General features: G+C 61.6%; 17 protein-coding genes. 6 read left to right on the plus strand and 11 right to left on the minus strand.

Translation table 11 applies throughout. The features are described from left to right. Nucleotides 1-7: 7 nt before the first annotated feature. Together argJ and argC are read right to left on the minus strand one after the other, a co-directional pair. Complete coding sequence (argJ, locus tag AB4Y77_RS17850; RefSeq protein WP_442014853.1) at nucleotides 8-1174, minus strand: bifunctional glutamate N-acetyltransferase/amino-acid acetyltransferase ArgJ; 1167 nt, start codon at nucleotides 1172-1174, stop codon at nucleotides 8-10. Next, a complete protein-coding gene (gene argC / locus AB4Y77_RS17855) occupies nucleotides 1171-2202 on the minus strand; it encodes an N-acetyl-gamma-glutamyl-phosphate reductase (RefSeq protein ID WP_442014854.1) in 1032 nt (343 codons plus the stop codon). Before argC ends, argJ begins: the two co-directional genes overlap by 4 nt. 168 nt (nucleotides 2203-2370) lie before the next feature. Here argC and AB4Y77_RS17860 point away from each other — a divergent pair, with 168 nt between their 5' ends. From AB4Y77_RS17860 to AB4Y77_RS17875, 4 genes are all read left to right on the plus strand, one after another. After that, complete coding sequence (locus tag AB4Y77_RS17860; RefSeq protein WP_311214279.1) at nucleotides 2371-3459, plus strand: fatty acid desaturase family protein; 1089 nt, start codon at nucleotides 2371-2373, stop codon at nucleotides 3457-3459. A gap of 85 nt (nucleotides 3460-3544) precedes the next feature. After that, a complete protein-coding gene (locus tag AB4Y77_RS17865; RefSeq protein WP_442014855.1) occupies nucleotides 3545-4510 on the plus strand; it encodes a quinone oxidoreductase family protein in 966 nt (321 codons plus the stop codon). A 120-nt stretch (nucleotides 4511-4630) separates the two neighbouring features. After that, nucleotides 4631-8587, plus strand: a complete 3957-nt coding sequence (locus tag AB4Y77_RS17870) for a Pls/PosA family non-ribosomal peptide synthetase (protein ID WP_442014856.1) — start codon at nucleotides 4631-4633, stop codon at nucleotides 8585-8587. 11 nt (nucleotides 8588-8598) lie between these two features. Next, complete coding sequence (locus AB4Y77_RS17875) at nucleotides 8599-9942, plus strand: M1 family metallopeptidase (protein WP_442014857.1); 1344 nt, start codon at nucleotides 8599-8601, stop codon at nucleotides 9940-9942. Here the strand turns inward: AB4Y77_RS17875 and AB4Y77_RS17880 are convergent. The 4 genes from AB4Y77_RS17880 to AB4Y77_RS17895 form a co-directional block, all read right to left on the minus strand. Next, nucleotides 9939-10580, minus strand: a complete 642-nt coding sequence (locus AB4Y77_RS17880; protein WP_442014858.1) for a 4'-phosphopantetheinyl transferase family protein — start codon at nucleotides 10578-10580, stop codon at nucleotides 9939-9941. The genes AB4Y77_RS17875 and AB4Y77_RS17880 overlap by 4 nt on opposite strands. A gap of 310 nt (nucleotides 10581-10890) precedes the next feature. Then, on the minus strand, nucleotides 10891-11211 hold the full coding sequence (locus AB4Y77_RS17885; protein WP_442014859.1) for a barstar family protein: 321 nt from the start codon (nucleotides 11209-11211) through the stop codon (nucleotides 10891-10893). 93 nt (nucleotides 11212-11304) lie between these two features. Further along, on the minus strand, nucleotides 11305-11643 hold the full coding sequence (locus tag AB4Y77_RS17890) for a hypothetical protein (RefSeq protein WP_442014860.1): 339 nt from the start codon (nucleotides 11641-11643) through the stop codon (nucleotides 11305-11307). Nucleotides 11644-12243: 600 nt separating this feature from the next. Beyond that, nucleotides 12244-12747 (minus strand): hypothetical protein, encoded by a 504-nt coding sequence (locus AB4Y77_RS17895; protein WP_442014861.1) that lies wholly within the window; start codon nucleotides 12745-12747, stop codon nucleotides 12244-12246. A 213-nt stretch (nucleotides 12748-12960) separates the two neighbouring features. On the opposite strand from AB4Y77_RS17895, the gene AB4Y77_RS17900 reads away from it, so the two are divergent. Together AB4Y77_RS17900 and AB4Y77_RS17905 are read left to right on the plus strand one after the other, a co-directional pair. Next, nucleotides 12961-13488: a DUF4265 domain-containing protein gene (locus AB4Y77_RS17900; RefSeq protein WP_442014862.1), complete on the plus strand. Its 528-nt coding sequence runs from the start codon at nucleotides 12961-12963 to the stop codon at nucleotides 13486-13488. Between the two features lie 80 nt (nucleotides 13489-13568). After that, entirely contained in the window at nucleotides 13569-13949 is a 381-nt protein-coding gene (locus tag AB4Y77_RS17905) for a hypothetical protein (RefSeq protein ID WP_442014863.1), read from the plus strand. A gap of 86 nt (nucleotides 13950-14035) precedes the next feature. Here the strand turns inward: AB4Y77_RS17905 and AB4Y77_RS17910 are convergent, their stop codons facing one another. The 5 genes from AB4Y77_RS17910 to AB4Y77_RS17930 form a co-directional block, all read right to left on the minus strand. After that, the gene (locus AB4Y77_RS17910; protein WP_442014864.1) at nucleotides 14036-14533 is read right to left on the minus strand and encodes a hypothetical protein; all 498 of its coding nucleotides are present in this window, start codon (nucleotides 14531-14533) and stop codon (nucleotides 14036-14038) included. 24 nt (nucleotides 14534-14557) lie between these two features. Then, nucleotides 14558-14788 (minus strand): hypothetical protein, encoded by a 231-nt coding sequence (locus tag AB4Y77_RS17915; protein WP_442014865.1) that lies wholly within the window; start codon nucleotides 14786-14788, stop codon nucleotides 14558-14560. Beyond that, the gene (locus AB4Y77_RS17920; protein WP_442014866.1) at nucleotides 14789-15067 is read right to left on the minus strand and encodes a hypothetical protein; all 279 of its coding nucleotides are present in this window, start codon (nucleotides 15065-15067) and stop codon (nucleotides 14789-14791) included. Between the two features lie 230 nt (nucleotides 15068-15297). Further along, complete coding sequence (locus AB4Y77_RS17925) at nucleotides 15298-16095, minus strand: hypothetical protein (protein WP_442014867.1); 798 nt, start codon at nucleotides 16093-16095, stop codon at nucleotides 15298-15300. A 440-nt stretch (nucleotides 16096-16535) separates the two neighbouring features. Continuing rightward, complete coding sequence (locus AB4Y77_RS17930; RefSeq protein ID WP_442014868.1) at nucleotides 16536-17402, minus strand: trypsin-like serine peptidase; 867 nt, start codon at nucleotides 17400-17402, stop codon at nucleotides 16536-16538. Nucleotides 17403-17506 lie beyond the last annotated feature (104 nt).

The raw sequence follows: 17506 nt of genomic DNA on the forward strand, positions 1-17506 counted from the left end.
CATAAGCTCAGCTCGAGTAGGCGCTGTTCTCATGCACGTAGTCGTGCGTGAGGTCGTTTGTCCAGATGGTCGCCTCGGCGTCGCCTGCCTGCAGGTCAATTTCGACCAAGACTTCGCGCGGCTCCAGGTCCACCAGGTTGCGGTCATCACCGATAGCGCCGTTGCGGCAAATCTGCACACCGTTCATGGCGACGTTGAGCTGGTCCGCCTCGAAAACGGCATCAGTTGTCCCCACAGCCGAGAGCACGCGGCCCCAGTTGGGATCCTTGCCGAAGATGGCAGCTTTGAAGAGGTTGGACCGGGCAACACTGCGGCTGACGATTTCGGCGTCGCGTTCGCTGGCTGCGTTGAAGGTCCGGATCGCGATGTCGTGACTGGCGCCTTCGGCGTCACCGATGAGCTTGCGTGCCAGTTCGGCGCAGACGTTGGTGACCGCTTCGCTCAACTGCTCGGCCGACGGCAGGGCCTCAGACGCGCCGGATGCCAGCAGGACCACGGTGTCGTTGGTGGACATGCAGCCGTCCGAATCCGCCCGGTCAAAGGTGACGCGCGTGGCGTCGCGGAGGACGACGTCGAGCTCATTCGCCGGAACCTCGGCGTCGGTGGTCAGGACCACCAGCATCGTCGCCAGGCCCGGCGCCAACATGCCGGCGCCCTTGGCAATGCCTCCCACGGTGAACTGCTTGCCCTGGGCGTCGGTGCCAGTGAAGACGGCTTCCTTGGACACGCTGTCCGTGGTCATGATCGCGGTTGCAGCCGCAGAGCCGCCGTCCTCGGACAGCTCGCGGAAAGCAGCATCGACGCCCGGGAGGATCTTGTCCATGGGAAGTTGCTCGCCAATCAGGCCAGTGGAGCACACCACGACGTCGGAAGCTGAGACTCCCAGCACCTCTGCCACTTTTTCTGCCGTGGCGTGGGTGTTCTGGAAACCCTGCGGACCGGTGCAGGCGTTTGCTCCTCCGGAGTTCAGAACCACGGCATCCACGCGGCCGTCGCTGACCACCTGGCGTGACCAGTGAACCGGCGCAGCAGCCACGCGGTTGGAGGTAAAGACAGCGGCTGCCGACTTTTGCGGCCCGTCATTGACTACCAGGGCCAGGTCCGGGTTGCCCGAAGCCTTGATGCCGGCTTTGATGCCGGCGGCGCGGAATCCCTTGGGTGCGGTAATGGTCACGGTGCAACTCCCTGCAGGTTCAGGCCGGCGGTTTCATCCAGGCCGAGGGCAATGTTCATGGACTGCACGGCTCCGCCGGCGGTCCCCTTGGTGAGGTTGTCGATGGCGCACGTGACGATGACGCGGCCCGTGTGGGCATCGAAGGCCAACTGCATCACAGCGTGGTTGGAGCCCTGTACCGACTTGGTGGTGGGCCACTGACCTTCCGGAAGGAGGTGCACGAAGGGTTCGTCGTCATAGGCGTCATTCCAGGCTTGGCGGAGCTCTGTCCCGGTAACGCCGTGACCAACTTTGGCCGTGGCCGTGGTGAGGATGCCGCGGCTCATCGGAACCAGTGTGGGCGTAAAGGAGACCGTTACCGGTTCCCCTGCCGCGTTGGACAGTCCTTGTTCGATCTCAGGAGTGTGTCGGTGGCCGCCGCCCACGCCGTAGGGGCTCATGGAACCCATGACTTCGGCACCAATGAGGTTGACCTTGGCGGCCTTTCCGGCACCGGAGGTACCCGAGGCTGCGACAATCACGACGTCGTCCGTCAGGAGGAGATTGTTGGCGAACCCAGGCGTCAAGGCAAGCAGGGCCGACGTCGGGTAGCAACCCGGAACAGCGATGCGGGTGGCGCCCTTGAGGGCTTCCCGTTGACCAGGCAGTTCGGGCAGCCCGTAGGGCCATGTTCCTGCGTGAGCAGATCCGTAGAACTTTTCCCATGCGGCGGCGTCCTGCAAGCGATGGTCCGCGCCGGCGTCGATCACTACTGTTCCCTCCGGCAGCTGGGCAGCGATCTCAGCCGAAGCGCCGTGTGGCAACGCCAGGAACACAACGTCATGGCCGGACAGGTTTTCCACCGTGGTATCTTCCAGAATCCGACTGGCCAAACCGTGGAGATGCGGCTGCAACTCCCCTAGTCTGGAACCGGCGTTACTGTGAGCCGTGATGGCACCGATGGTGACGTTCGGATGGCCTGCCAGCAGGCGCAGCACTTCTCCCCCGGCGTAGCCGCTGGCACCGGAGACGGCAACAGAAATAGTCATGACTCCAACTGTACAGCAAGAATATTCATGCTGTCCGATATTTATGCATGCCGTTGTGAGCAGTCTCATTATTTTGGAGATTGGCCGTATGCTTAGTGGAGGGTGATCCAGACCGTGCAGTCCGAACGTCGGCTGCAGCGTTGCCCGTTAGCGATACGGGGCACATTTATGTCACCCACGTCCACCGCTGAGCGCCCCAAAGCTCGCGCAATTCAACCAAATCCCGTCGTCCAGAGCTATTCAGAGCTCCTCAAGAGCGTCAAGGCAGCCGGACTCCTTGAACGCCGCAGCGGCTTCTACATCTGGGTCTTCGTGGCCTTGGTACTGCTCATGGCCGGCACCTGGCTCGGCTTCGCACTGATCGGCGATTCCTGGTACCAGCTCCTGATCGCCGCCGCCGTGGGCATCCTGTGCACGCAGCTTAGCTTTCTTGCCCACGAGGCAGGTCACAAGCAGATCTTCGCTTCACGGCGCGCCAACGATTGGTCCGCCCGCCTCCTGGCCACCGGCGTTGCCGGCATCAGCTACTCCTGGTGGGAACAGAAGCATGGTGCCCACCACAATCACCCCAACGTCATCTCCAAGGACCCTGACATCCGCAACAACGCCTTGGTATTTTACGAGGACGCTGCAGCCGAACGTAAGGGCCGCCTGGCTTTCCTCACCAAGAAGCAGGGCTGGTTCTTCTTCCCGCTCCTGACGCTCCTGGGCCTGAGCCTGCAGTTCGACTCCCTTCGCTTTGTCTTCGGCAAGCAGAAAGTACGTCACCGCTGGGTGGAGACGCCCATCCTCGTGACCAGGCTTGCCGCCCTCCCGGTTCTGGCTTTCACCTTCCTGCCCATCGGCATGGCGTTCGCCTTCCTGGGTGTCCAGATCATGGTTTACGGCTTCTACATGGGAGCCTCGTTCGCCCCGAACCACAAGGGCATGCCCGTTCTCCCCAAGGACAGCCGCGTTGACTTCCTCAACCGCCAGATCCTGACCTCGCGGAATATCTCCGGTGGCCTCTTCATGGACTTCCTCCTGGGTGGACTCAACCGCCAGGTGGAGCACCACTTGTTCCCAGACATGGCTCGCCCGCATTTGTACAAGGCCACAAAGATCGTGCGCGAGTTCTGCGCCAAGCACTCCATTACCTATACCGAAACCACACTGATGCAGTCCTACGGCATCGTGGTCAGATACCTCAATGATGTGGGCCTTGCAGCAGGCCGCGGCTTCGACTGCCCGGTAGCTTCGACGCACGGACGCTTCTAGGCGTTCAACAAGGGAAGCCCCAACTTCCCTAGGATGGAATCTGAAACCGGGCACCGGAAGGACCGCCCCGGAGTGAGGAGCCACCATGACGCACGCCATCGTTGCACAGCAGCCCGGAGGACCTGAGGTCCTCGAGTACGCATCTGTGGAAACACCGAAACCTGGCCCCGGCCAGCTGTTGATCAAGGTCGCAGCTGCCGGGGTCAATTTCATTGAGACCTACCAACGCGGCGGCACCTACAAGGTGGAATACCCCTTCACCCCGGGCGCTGAGGCCGCCGGCACGGTGGAGGCCGTTGGCGAAGGTGTCGAAGAATTTTCCGTTGGTGACCGGGTTGCCACGGCCGAGGGGTCCAGGACGTACGCAGAGTACGCCGTGGTGGAGGCGGGCAAGGCACTTCCGGTTCCTGACGGCGTCGACGATCACACCGCCGCAGCCCTGCCGCTGCAGGGCATCACCGCCCATTACCTGATGAACTCATCGTTCCGGGTTGAGCCGGGCCACACCGTTCTGCTTCACGCAGGCGCAGGTGGCGTTGGCCTGCTGTTGACGCAACTGCTGAAGGCCCGCGGAGCCCGTGTGATCACTACCGTGTCCTCGGACGAAAAGGCCGATCTATCCACTCTTGCCGGCGCCGACGAGGTACTCCGCTACGACGGATTCGCTGACAAGGTCCGCGAACTCACTGACGGCCAAGGCGTCAACGTGGTGTACGACGGCGTTGGCAAGGACACGTTTGACGATTCCCTGAAGAGCCTGCGCATCCGCGGCGCCATGGTGCTTTTCGGCGCTGCATCCGGGCCCGTGCCGCCCTTCGATCCCCAGCGTTTGAATGCAGCCGGATCACTCACACTGACCAGGCCCACCATGGGGCACTTTGTGCAGAACGCGCAGGAACGCAGGTGGCGCTCGGCCGAGATTTTCGACGCCGCCGCCAACGGCACCCTCGCTGTCAGGGTGGGCGCAACGTACCCACTGGCGGAAGCAGCCCAAGCGCACAGGGACCTCGAAGGCCGCCGTACCACCGGCAAAGTCCTGCTGGTTCCCTAAACTGCCCATGCCCGGTTCCCAACAGCCAGTGACCTGCAGGCAAACAACAGTGCAACAAAGTCTGACGCGCGGGAAACGCCGGACACCTTTTGTTCATCTTTCTGCGGAAAGCTGACGAACGTGAGCACAGAACATCCTTTGGGGGCCGGGCATACGCCTGCCTTGACCACATACCGCCCCCAGCTACCGGGAGGCGCCGCCGCCCCGGCCGAGCGCACCCTCGTTGACATCCTGACAGAAACCGCATCATCATTCCCTGAGGCCTCGGCGCTGGACGACGGGCACCAGTCCTTGAGCTATACCGATCTCCTCAAGGCTGTCCGCGGATTTTCTGCCCAGCTCAATGCTGCCGGTCTTGGCCGCGGCGACAAGATCGGCGTCCGGATCCCGTCCGGCACCAACGAGCTCTACATTGCCATCCTGGGAATCCTTATGGCCGGGGCTGCCTACGTTCCAGTGGATGCTGACGACCCCGACGAACGCGCCCGCTTGGTTTTTGGCGAAGCCAAGGTGGGCGCCATCATCGCTGCGGGCCTGGACATCCACCTTTCCGGCGATGCACGGGAACCCGTCTCCTTGCCTTCCACCCCCGGCTTGGAGGACGACTCCTGGATCATCTTCACCTCGGGATCCACAGGAACCCCCAAGGGCGTTGCTGTCCAACACCGCTCCTCGGCCGCGTTTGTTGACGCCGAGGCCCGGATCTTCCTTCAAGCCGAGCCCATTGGACCCCAGGACCGGGTGTTGGCCGGCCTTTCGGTGGCCTTCGACGCTTCCTGCGAGGAAATGTGGCTTGCCTGGCGCCACGGTGCTTGCCTGGTACCGGCACCGCGAGCCCTTGTTCGAACCGGAATGGACCTGGGTCCCTGGCTCATCAACCACGGCATCACGGTTGTCTCCACCGTCCCCACCCTTGCCGCGCTGTGGCCTGCCGAAGCCCTCGAAAATGTCCGCCTGCTGATCTTCGGCGGCGAAGCATGCCCGCCCGAACTCGCTGAACGCTTGGCAGTGGACGGCCGTGAAGTATGGAACACCTACGGGCCCACAGAGGCTACCGTCGTTGCCTGCGCCGCTCCCTTGGGCGGACCCGGCCCCGTCCGGATCGGCCTGCCACTGGACGGCTGGGACCTCGCCGTCGTCGATCCCCAAGGCGTCCCGGTAGCCGAAGGTGAGATCGGTGAACTGATCATCGGAGGTGTGGGGCTGGCCCGCTACCTCGATCCTGCCAAAGATGCCGAGAAGTACGCTCCGATGGCAACGCTGGGATGGGACCGGGCCTACCGATCGGGTGACCTGGTGCGCTTCGAAGCCGAAGGCCTGATCTTCATGGGCCGTGCCGACGAACAGGTCAAACTCGGAGGACGCCGGATCGAACTGGGCGAGGTGGATGCAGCACTGCAGTCTTTGCCTGGTGTCGCCGGCGCGGCTGCAGCAGTGCAGACCACGGCCGCCGGCAACCAGATCCTTGTTGGATACCTAGCCCCCGTTGACGGCCATGACGTGTCCATGGACGAGGCACGCCGCCTGTTGGGCGAAAGCCTTCCGGCCGCCCTAATCCCCCTGCTGACCGTGGTGGATTCGCTCCCCACCAAGACCAGCGGAAAAGTCGACCGTCACGCATTGCCTTGGCCGCTGGCGGGAGCCGGCGCCACCGAGGCCGGGAACGCCCCGCTGAACCTGCCCGATGACGCCCGTTGGGTGGTTGAGCAGTGGGAGGCGGTGCTGGGCAGTCCGGTGAGTTCACTCGACGCCGATTTCTTCGCCTACGGTGGCGGTTCCTTGGCTGCGGCCCAACTCGTTTCCGCCCTTCGCGTCCGCTACCCCACCATCACCGTGGCAGACATCTATGCCACGCCGCGCGTCGGTGCCTTGATCGATGCCGCCCGGCAATCACTCCCCGACGGCGGCGTGGCGGGACCCGCTGCTGAGCGCACTGTCCGCCCTACCGCGTTGAAGTCGCAGATATTCCAGGTCCTGATGGGCGTGCCATTGCACATCCTGGTGGGAATGCGTTGGCTTACCTACCTCATGGCCGCCAACAGGCTGCTGGCAGACTTCGCCGGATTTGCCGCCGCACCCGTGGTGTCGTGGTGGTGGATCGCGGCGTCATGGCTGATCTTTGTCAGCCCCTTGGGCCGGATGGCGATCTCAGTGGTTGCAGCCAAGGTGCTGCTTGGCAGGATCCAACCCGGCACCTACCCGCGTTCAGGCAAGACCCATCTGCGACTGTGGCTGGCCGAGCAAATACAAGACCTGTCGGGCGCCATCGGTCTTGCCAGCGCCCCATTCGTCCCTTACTACGCACGGGCCCTCGGAGCCAAGATCGGCAAGGACGTCCACCTGCACTCGCTGCCGCCGGTCACCGGTCTCCTGTCCTTGGGCAGCGGAGCCAACATCGAGCCCGAAGTGGACCTTTCCGGCTGGTGGGTTGACGGTGATTCCGTCCACATCGGCCAGATCCACGTGGGAGCCGGTGCAGTAGTGGGCGCCCGAAGCACCCTGATGCCCGGAGCCACCATCGGCGCGGGCGCTCATGTCGACGCTGGATCCGCTGTGCTGGGCAAAGTGAAAGCCGGACACCTTGTGGCCGGCTCCCCCGCGGAGCGCCGCGGAAAAGCCAAGCACGAATGGCCGGAAACAATCACCAGGCGGCCCGTGGTTGACCGGCTCTGGTTCTCCGCCTTTGCCAGCGCTTCGGCTTTGCTGGCTCTTATCCCCTATGTTTCGGCGTTCGCCGGCGCCCTGGTGGTCCTGGCGTTCATCCAAGGCCACGAGTCGTTGGAGACAGCTCTTCCACAGATTGCCCTGGCCGTTCCCCTGGCTGCCCTCGTGTGGTTCTTGGGCAACCTGGTGCTGATTCTGATTGTTGCCAGGCTCCTCGGCTTGGGACTGAAAGAGGGTTACTACCGGGTGCGCAGCCGTATCGGGTGGCAGGTTTGGGCTACCGAACGACTCCTGGACATGGCACGGGACCTTCTTTTCCCGGTGTACGCAAGCCTCTTTACCCCGATCTGGCTGCGCCTTCTGGGAGCCAAGGTCGGGAAAAACGTGGAAGCCTCAACCGTCCTGCTGGTTCCGAAAATGACCACCATCGGCGATGGCGCCTTCCTGGCTGACGACACCATGGTGGCCTCCTACGAACTGGGTGGCGGCTGGATGAAAATCGCGCCGGCCAAGATCGGCAAGCGCTCCTTCCTGGGCAACTCAGGCATGACCGCCGCGGGACGGAACGTGCCCAAGAATTCCCTCGTAGCAGTGCTGTCTGCCACGCCCGCCAAAGCAAAGTCCGGCACCTCGTGGCTTGGCAGTCCGCCTGTCAGGTTGCGCCGCACCGCCGTCGATGCCGATCAGACCCGCACCTTCCGCCCGGCCCTCAAGCTGAAGATCGCGAGGGCGCTCTGGGAACTGTGCCGCCTGATACCGGTCATCCTCACAGTGGCTATCGCCGTCAGCGTGATGCTGGTTCTGGATTGGATCGCACGTGGATGGGGTTACTGGCTCGCGGCAGTCCTGGGTGGCGTGGTGATGCTGGCAGCAGGCGCAGCAGCAGCACTCAGCTCCATCGTGGCCAAATGGGTTCTGGTGGGCACCATCCGTTCAGGCGAACACCCCCTGTGGAGCTCGTTCATTTGGCGCAACGAGGTAGTGGACACCTTTATCGAGATGGTGAGCGCTCCGTGGTTTGCCCGCTCCGCCGCCGGAACTCCGGCCTTGGTGTGGTGGCTTCGCGGCCTCGGAGCGAAGATCGGCCGTGGAACCTGGTGTGAAAGCTATTGGCTGCCCGAAGCTGACCTCGTGACGCTCGGTGAGAACTCCACCGTCAACCGTGGCTGCGTCGTTCAGACGCACCTGTTCCACGACCGCGTGATGAGCCTGGACACAGTGACGCTCGGTAACGGAGCCACCATGGGTCCGCACGGCGTCATCCTCCCCGCCGCCAGCATCGGCGACGGCGGAACTGTTGGTCCGGCGTCGTTGGTTATGCGTGGTGAGACAGTGCCGGCCGGAACGTACTGGATGGGCAACCCGGTGAGCCCGTGGGTGGGTCCGTCAGCACAAGCGCCGCGCCTCAAGTAGATTGGACGGATATGGCCGCACCAATCCCCACCCCCAAAACCGACGCCGACCCCTACACTTTGGACCACGGCAGCACCAGCTACCGTGTGGACCGGTACGAGTTGGACCTCGATGTCAGGCTGGGCAGCAACAAGCTGATCGGCAAAGCGGTCCTGCGATGCACTGCCTTGGAATCCACGCCGCAGATCGTCCTGGATTTGGTGGGCCTGCGGRCAAGCAAAGTTCAGTTCGACGGCAAGAAGCTCCAGAAGTTCAGCCACCGGGCAGAGCATCTGGTGCTTGCCCCCGCGTCCCCGCTCAAGTCAGGTCAGCAGTTCTCCTTGGAGATCCGCTATGACGGCAATCCCCAGCCGCGGCGCGGCCTGTGGGGTGACGTGGGGTGGGAAGAACTGAACGACGGCGTCCTGGTGGCCGGCCAGCCCAATGGTGCGGCGTCATGGTTCCCCTGCAACGACCATCCCCGCTTCAAGTCCAGCTTCCTCATCTCCGTGACCACCGACGATAATTACCGCCCGGTGTGCAACGGCACCTTGATCTCCCACTCCCGCAAGTCCAGCAGGGAGACCTGGGTCTACGAACAAGCTGAACCCATGGCCACCTACCTTGCTACGGTGCAGATTGGCCGGTACGTCAAAGTTCCCTTGCACGTTGACGACACCCATCATCGGGTGCCGCAGTTCGTAGCAGTCACGCCCGAGATGGCGGTGGATGCTCTTCAAGGCCTGCGACGCCAGCCCGACATGATGCGGACCTTCGAGGATTGCTTTGGCCCCTACCCGTTCACGGATTACACGTCGGTAGTCACTGAAGACGAACTGGAAATCCCGTTGGAAGCCCAGACTGTCTCCATCTTCGGCCGAAACCACATGCGCGAATCCTGGGATGCGCAGCGCCTGATCGCCCACGAGCTGTCCCACCAGTGGTTTGGCAACTCACTGACCTTGAGCAGTTGGAAAGACATCTGGCTCCATGAAGGTTTCGCCTGCTACGCAGAGTGGCTGTGGTCCGAAGAATCCCGGACCATGACTGTTGCTGCGCGGGCAACGGCTGCATGGAAGAGGCTCGACGCCGGGCCGCAGGACTTGTTGGTGGGCGACCCCGGTCCCGAGTTGATGTTTGATGACCGCGTCTATAAGCGGGGAGCCCTTGCCGTGCATGCGGTGCGGATGGCGGCCGGGGATGAGGCGTTCTTTGGCTTCCTGCAGCACTGGACTGCCAGCAACCGGCACAGCTCCGTGTCCACGGACGCGTTCATTGAGGCCGCGGATTCGTTCATTCCGGGCTTTGATTGCGCCTTGATTCTCCGGCCATGGCTCTACGAGGCTGGGCTTCCTCCTCTGCCTTCAGCGCGTTAGCCGAGGGCCAGGGCTGCGACCAAATCGTCAGGCAGTGCCCTTTCCGTGACATCGCGCAGGCCGGGCAGGTCCAGCACCTCCAGCTCCGCGGGGCTACGCCTGAGGCCCTCCCCCGTCATCTTCAGCCACGCCTCTTTGCGCGCCCACAGGCGCGCTCTCTGTTTGGTCTGTTCACGCTCCGGAAGTGACGCCAGGAAATGCTTCTCGGTTTCGGTCAGCGCGACGTCGTCGAAGCCGTCAAAGCCAACCCCGCTGACCGATTCAAGGTCCACGCCCAGCCGCAGGCCATCCGCTGGATGCACGACGCCGGCCAGCAGCACCCAGCCCGACGCTCTGGAGGCGCTGAGCGCCAGAGGTGCAGGGCCGCCGTCGAGCGTGAACCCAGGGCGACCATGGTCCTGGCCGGGGCCGCACTGCGGGCAGTGATAGGAAGGGACGAGGCGAGCAGGATCCACTTCGAGGAGCGCAGCGGCAAAGTCCAGCAAGGCCACCCGCCCTGCAATGAACTCTTCACGGTCTGCGGGGTTGGCGAAGCGAAGAGCGCGCTCGAGGGCCAGCTGGCCGAGCAGTTCAAGCGGGTCACCTGCGCCGGGCGTCTCATCGAGCCTCCGCAGGTCAAGCACCGGATTCTGCATCATGCCCTCCTCTCACGGCTAAGTCCCCAGCCCAATATCGCAACAGCTATGGGTGGATTTCCCCTTCTGTGAGGCTTCAAACGACTCTGCCATCGCCCCGTGTCCATGCCCAAATCGGGTATCTGCAAGACTCACGCTGCCGAGGCAACCCCCGCGGCATTCTGTACAGAGAAAAGTCCGATTACGGACATCTAAGCCGGCTTTTGTCTACCGACGACACCCTCAGCTTTCCCCTTTCAGCAGGTGAGTTTGGTGCTGTCCAGAGAATGTGCAGAGCAGCAGACGTACCGTGGCTGATGATGGTCAAATACCGTCATGCAGGGCGCCACTCCACGTCTTTCAGGCACTCGTCAAAGGCGCTCCAGTTCCCACCGAAGTAGTCCGGAAATGAAAAATTCTGCTTGTACTCTGCGAAGAGCTGATCCAGGGTGGGCATTTTGGATCCATTCAGGTCGACAACCAGAACGTCAGCTCCTCTGAGCGCCTGGCGCACGAACTGAGCGTGCTCCAGGGTTGCCGCATGAACCCAAGGCGCGGTCTCGCTCGTCACTGAATCGACAACGTATGCCCCGTCCATCCGCCTATTCTCCACGAATTTTTGGACGCTCCACCGCAGCGAGAAATCGACCAACATTCGACCGCCCTAACACCGGAGCCCCCTCACAGACGAGAAGCATCTCCCTATCCGGCATTCTTTGTGGCGGCCAGGTCAGTCCACGAGCCCGACTCAGGCTCGCTGTTCCCTGACAGGATCCAGGGGTGTTTGGCGGTCTGGTCGAACCGGGAACCAGTCCAGTGTTTCGAGGTCGGGGTGCCGCCGGAGGGTCTCGATCAGTTCTTTACTGCCGAAGACCTTGGATCCCAGCAGATCCCAGTCAGTCCAAACAGCCCACGCCCGGTCCTCCGGCCACCAAAACTCAGGCGTGTGGTTGGGAAGAGTTGGTTCCAGCAGTGCAGGCAGGAGTGCGTCGAGTTCGAAGGAGAAGCATTGCCGTAGGATGATTCCTTCGGCACCGACCACCAGGCCCAATATGTCGTCCGCGAATCGATCCGCATAGGCGAACATTCCTTCCGCCCGATGAGTTTGTGTCGCGCATTGCAGCAGGGGTAGAAGCGCTTCAAGCTCCACCTGACCGATGGTCGCATCCTTGGGTTGGTACACAAATTCAGCACCAGGCAGAACAAGCCCGGCTTCATCCCACCCCAGCATCGCGTCCCAACGAAAACATGGAGGAACTTCCAACCCCCGGAACGCCCCTCGCAGCGGAACGCCCTTGATATTGGCCACTTCGCTCCACCTGATCCTGACAAACTCAGACGGCGGGGCCACAAGGTAGATCGGTCCTTTATCCTCCTCAGCGAGCAGACCCGGATCAACACCCACGGGACACACGTATTGATTGTGGAGAATCCAGACACTGTCTTCGCAACCAGGTGGAAGAACGGCCGTCCCAGCTGCGTTGACGACGTCTTCTCCTAGCCACGACAGTTCCTCCTCAAACCCTTTGACTGACCAACCGGCAGGCAACGGGCTTGTGGGCTGCTCAGACATGTGCCACCCCGGAGGCAGAGCGGCATTCTCGGCATTCATGAACAGAACCTACCATCAGGCATCCCGGAGGCCATCCCTACAGCCACCCGCAAGAGTATTGGTCTACGTGGAGCATCAGGAGTTGGCATCAGCGAGACCATCCGCGTGAACACGTAATCGCAGCAACTGATCATCTGAGATTGCTCGAATCGGCTGGTTCGGGTCCAGAGGGCAGAAGAATTCGCCATCAGAAGTGAGGGCAGAGAGAACACTCCCGGACATATGCTCCGGCAGAAACAGGAAGGGCGGATCGACAAAAGGAAAGCCCTCGCTGCTGACCCAGGCCACTCTGCATCCGGCATCGATGATCGTCTGCAACGTCCCATGAACGGCCGTTGTCCAGGCTTTCCCACTCAAAAACTCCTGGACCCTTACATCCCAAAGTTTCACTTCCCAGAACTCACCGTAAAGACGGGATTCTGCTGCATCCGTTCCGGCAGACCACAAGCCGAGCGGGAAGGACCTTTCAACCCAACGCTCCGGATCGACCAGCCCATAAACGATGAATCCCGGAATCTCCTCTTGTCCGCCGTCGGCGTCCCAGATCACCGTCAAGGTTTCGCGTGCGGGCGGCTTCATTTGCGGCCATCCCGCAGATGTAGCTCAGTCGGCGGGGAAACGCAGTCGCCAATTGTCATTGATCGTTGCCTGTTCTAGATGCGGGATACAACTACGTGCTGGCGCTTGATCTCAGCGAGAAGACCCCGGCCATTTCGCCCCAGTGTATTCGTTCCGCACGAGGGCGCCCGCGCCGCTGGCTTATCGCTCAACTTTATTCGGTAGTCTCAGCTGGTGACTGACTATCGGCAACACCCCAGCGTCGTGGCGCGTTGGCACGAAGGCTCCTTCCAGCCGCTTCCCGAAGCCCTGGAAGCGCCTGACACCATCTGGTTTGCGCTGCCTCCGGAACCGGAGACCGAGCAAATGTGGGAAGGACTTCGCGGCCGAGTTGAAGCAAACGGCACAGCCACTGTTCTGGCAGTGCCGGCGTATCTCTACGACATTAACTTTGGCGACAGGGTGAAGGTCATGCACTCAGAAGAGGACGCCGTCGTTGCCACAGGACTCGACCACGACGCATCGAACTTCACCTTCCGTATCATGCTGAAAACGGACGACCCGGATGCTTGGCAACCGCTGGCTACTGAACTCGCCCAGCTCGGATGCATCCTTGATGTCATGTCTCCGCGGTTCTTCGCTGTGTCCTGCAACGAAGCTTTGTCACAGCTCGTCGCCGACAAGCTGTTTACTATGCAGAACAGCGACGAACTTCACTATGAGACGGGCAGAACGCAACTACCGGAGCAGAAACAGGCGTAGCTTCCGGGCTGCTGGTTTCTTCTCCGGAGCTGGTACTGGCGCCGGAAAGCTTGCCTAAGTTCCTGGCAACGAACTAAGGAGTGATCATCAGGAACCTTGGACTCATGCGGCGGATCTACGTCGAGTGGCCCCAGCCGGCCAAAGCACTGATGCTCTGTTTTCCTGCGTTCTTCATTTTGTCGTTCATCCTGGCGGCCTTGAAGTTGCCGTTCTGGGCCGTTTTGATCCCCATCACGTTGGCCGGAGTGTCAGTGTTTTCTCTGGGATTCTGCATCTTCAGGGACATCAGGAACACCGCCACAACGTGGTCCCTTCTCTATAGGGAAAGCAAGAACATCGCCCCGGATGGTTTCACGATTGCTGACGTACCGACCATCAAAGGCATGGGATTCATGTACATGCTGATGGGAGTCATGTTCGTTGCCGGCTCGCTCTGGACCGTCTTCACAACAGCACGATGAACGCCCGTCTTGACCCCTCTGGCGGTGTTCCACCTGTGCGCTTGTGCCGACAACCCTTGATCGGCAACCGCATCACTCGCTGACGCTCACAGACGAGAAGCGTCTCCCCGTCCCCGCATTCGTGGTGGCGGCCAGCCGAAGTCAATCTGCACCGGCCTCTTGCCCGTCTTTGGCTCAGGAACACCACGTTCCTCCCGCCGCGCCCGGGCAGCCCAGTCCTGACGTGCCCAAAAGACCAGAAGCCAATCGAAGAGACCAAAGCCAGCTGGCACCAACAACCGCCCCCATTGACCGTCCGAAGCTGAGAACGGAACGTAGACCACCAGCGCTGTAAGAGTCATGGCGGCCATCACCCCTGCGAAAATTGTCATGGACCAAACTGACTCAACTATTGGCACGTACTTACCGCCGAACGTGATTTCGTCCCAGTGGTAGCTGTAGAGATCACCGTCCTTGGTCCGGGCAAGGACCCGCTCCTGGCCCGCGGCAACAGCGCGGTCATGCCAGCGCTTGACGCCTTCATCGATCTCCTCGCGCAGGTCCGCGTCTTCGGTGCGGAACCTGAACCCGTCCGGCTCAGTCAAGGTGTTCTCCCGCCAACTGACGCACTACCTTGGCCACAGGAAAACGCCTAAGAAGACCACCCCTGACATTGCCGGAATAGCAGCCGCTACCTTCGACAGAACGAGTTGATACTCATACGTCTTGAACTGCGTGCCCTCGGGCAACCACGCCCAACCATCAACGCCGGATCGTGCCATCAAGTTGCGCATCAGATACAGCACCAGGCCGCTAAGTATGAGGAATGCGCCGACGAGCCCTAAGAACGGATCGCCCATCTACTCCCCTGCCCATGGGGGCCTGAAGATCAGCGTCAGCACCACAATCAGCAGACCACCCACGATCAGCACTGAACAGAAGAACACTCCGAGCATCTCGAAGCCCCTGACCCGCTCCCCATCTGCTTCCGCACCGGCTTCATGCGGAGGTTCGGATTCAGAGTGCTCCCCTCTCCGGCCAATCATTTGTGAGCTGATCCAGTGCTGCCGGCGCGCGATTGGTCTCCTAAACAACAGCCACACCAGGCCGATCCCTATGAAGACCAGACCCAGCGTCATGCATCCCCCTCAAGTCCTTGTCGTATCACCATCCTAGAAGCGCAACGCCCTTCCACGGCTTGTCGCCCTCGAATCACTCTCCCAAGGCTATTGCGGACCAGCAGGCATCCTCCTCCGGCGCCGGCTCGATCTCGCCTCGAAACCCCAGCTTTTCGAGACACTGAGGCTATGAGACACCCGGGTGAGTTCAGAGAAGGAGTCGGAGACCGCGGGCGGGATCGCCTATCGGATCAGCTGGTCACTTTGTAGGACTCGAACACGATCGAGTCGAAAACGGCGCGCGCCTCTCTTTTCAGCTCCGGATTGATCGATTCGTCGATATAGCCCACCGCGACGACAGCCCGCTTGCCGTTCAGGTCGACCACCCGGTAGGTCTCGTGTTCATTCTGAGTCGAGTACCAGTGTGTGCAGTGGTACATCATTTCTGAGTGGATGCAGAACTTGCCGCTGTCGCAGGCCGGGATGTCCACGTCGCCCTCGACGGAATGGTCGAACTCGAAGCCGGGGTAATCGCCCACCATGATCTTGACAGGAGGAGTGCTTGCCGTTGACGATTGCGCCGCCATAGCCCTAGTGAAGGCCCAGTCCGCAGGACCGACATCGGCAAGGGCACCCCTCCAGTTGCATGCGTCCATCGACACATAGAACGCGGACCCAAGAGTCAGGTGGACGGCCCATTCAGCCGGGTGTTCCGGGTCATCCTTGCCCAGGCTGTTGCCGTCGAGAGCAGACCAGCCGCCTGGAACGGTGATCTCGAAAGGCTCCTTGTAGCCGTCGACGGGTACTAGATACGTGCCGGCATCGATATCGCCACTCTTCGGCAGCGGCGGGACCGTGCGAGGGTCGCGATTCTCAGGCAGCGGTGGGACGGTGCGAGCCTCCGTCATCGGAGAACTGGCAGACGGCAGGGATTCGTCGTAGGACTCATACTCGCACCCGCCGAGACATCCAATCAGTGCGATAGTCAGCAAGGGCAAGAGATGGCGTGACCGCTGAGCGGCCTTTTCGATGGGTGTCATAGAACTCATTGATCCACCAGGCCACTACAAGCTACTGTGAGGCCCCGCAGCCGGGTGGCCTCGCAGGCGGTCCGAGATGGGATGCCGTAGCCTCATAGTCTCCTCCGGTAGAGAACCCGTGACAATGAGAGTTGGACGGAAATGAGTTTCGACTCATGCAACCCCCTGCAATGACAGGAGCGCCCTGAAGCAGCGGCGAGGAAACGCCAAAATTGCGGCAGCTTTCACCGCCCGAGTCTAACAGGGGTGGGTCGCGCCTAGCCAAGAACGTGGTCAGCCAAGGGAAGGTCGCCCGCGGGCCAATCCACACACCCGTTACCCCATAGAGAACTTTGTCCCCTGCAAAATGTAGCTTGTGCTTGGCGGGCTCCTCTATGCGCCAAAGCACGCGTCCCCGCAGCCATGAATCTGCTGCGGGGAACACTGCTGGCTGGATTAACCCAAGCGGGCTACTTCACCGACGTCAGGTAGTTCGCCAGCGTGGGCGTGATGCGGGTGCCCGAGTTGGAGCTTCCGCCGTTGGTGTGGATGGCCATGATGGTGTTAGAGCTGTTGTAGACGGGTGCACCGCTCTGCCCGCCGTAGGTGTCCATCTTGTAGTAGACCTTCTCCGTGGTGGTGGTCTCGATGGGGCCGGTCATGGACCACATCGTGCCGAAAGCCTTATCGCCCGGGTAACCACGAACGGTCACGTTGGTGCCATTCAGGCTGGCGGTGGTGCCGGTGTAGTTCAACCAGCCAGTGGTGTTGCCGATGGTGCAGTCGAGCTTGATGACGCCCCAGTCAGCGTTGGTATTGGCAGAATCGATCCACCGCTGATCGGTGTAAATCTTGGTAGCACCACAGGTGCCGTAGGGGTCGGTAGAGCCGTTCCGGCCGGGAGCTACTTTGACGCCCCAGGAGTAGTCGGCCTCGGAGCCTGTTCCACCCTCATGGACACAGTGACCCGCCGTCAGCACAGTGTCGTCGGAAATCAACGCACCGGAGCAGATGTAGCCGCCGTTGAACTCGATCTGAACGATGGACCTGTTCGGTGCCGCCGTGGTGTTGGTGATGCGGACGCGGCCATCAGCACCAATGACTGAGTCCGTGGACGCTCCGCCATTCTTGGAAGGTGCGGCAATCGTGTACTTGTCTGCCAGCGGCGACGCGGCGGATCCCGAAGCCTGCGACGGGTTCACGGTGTGCGAAACAGGTTGGACCTCGGCGGCGGCTACTTGCGGCGTCGACTCTGACGCGACAGCGGCTCCACCAAGCGAGGACGTCAGAGCCATCACTGCAGCTCCAACAAGCAAAGCAACGTTCTGCTTCTTCATGGGTACCTTTCAAGGGACGGCTCAGAGGAGAACCGTGCGAGGGATGTGATACACATGTTTCACATGTGCATGACAAAACTGTCATACATGCGTGAATGGTCTGT

The sequence above is a fragment of the Paenarthrobacter sp. YAF11_1 genome, assembly GCF_052113445.1.
In the GTDB taxonomy this organism is placed as follows: Bacteria; Actinomycetota; Actinomycetes; order Actinomycetales; family Micrococcaceae; genus Arthrobacter.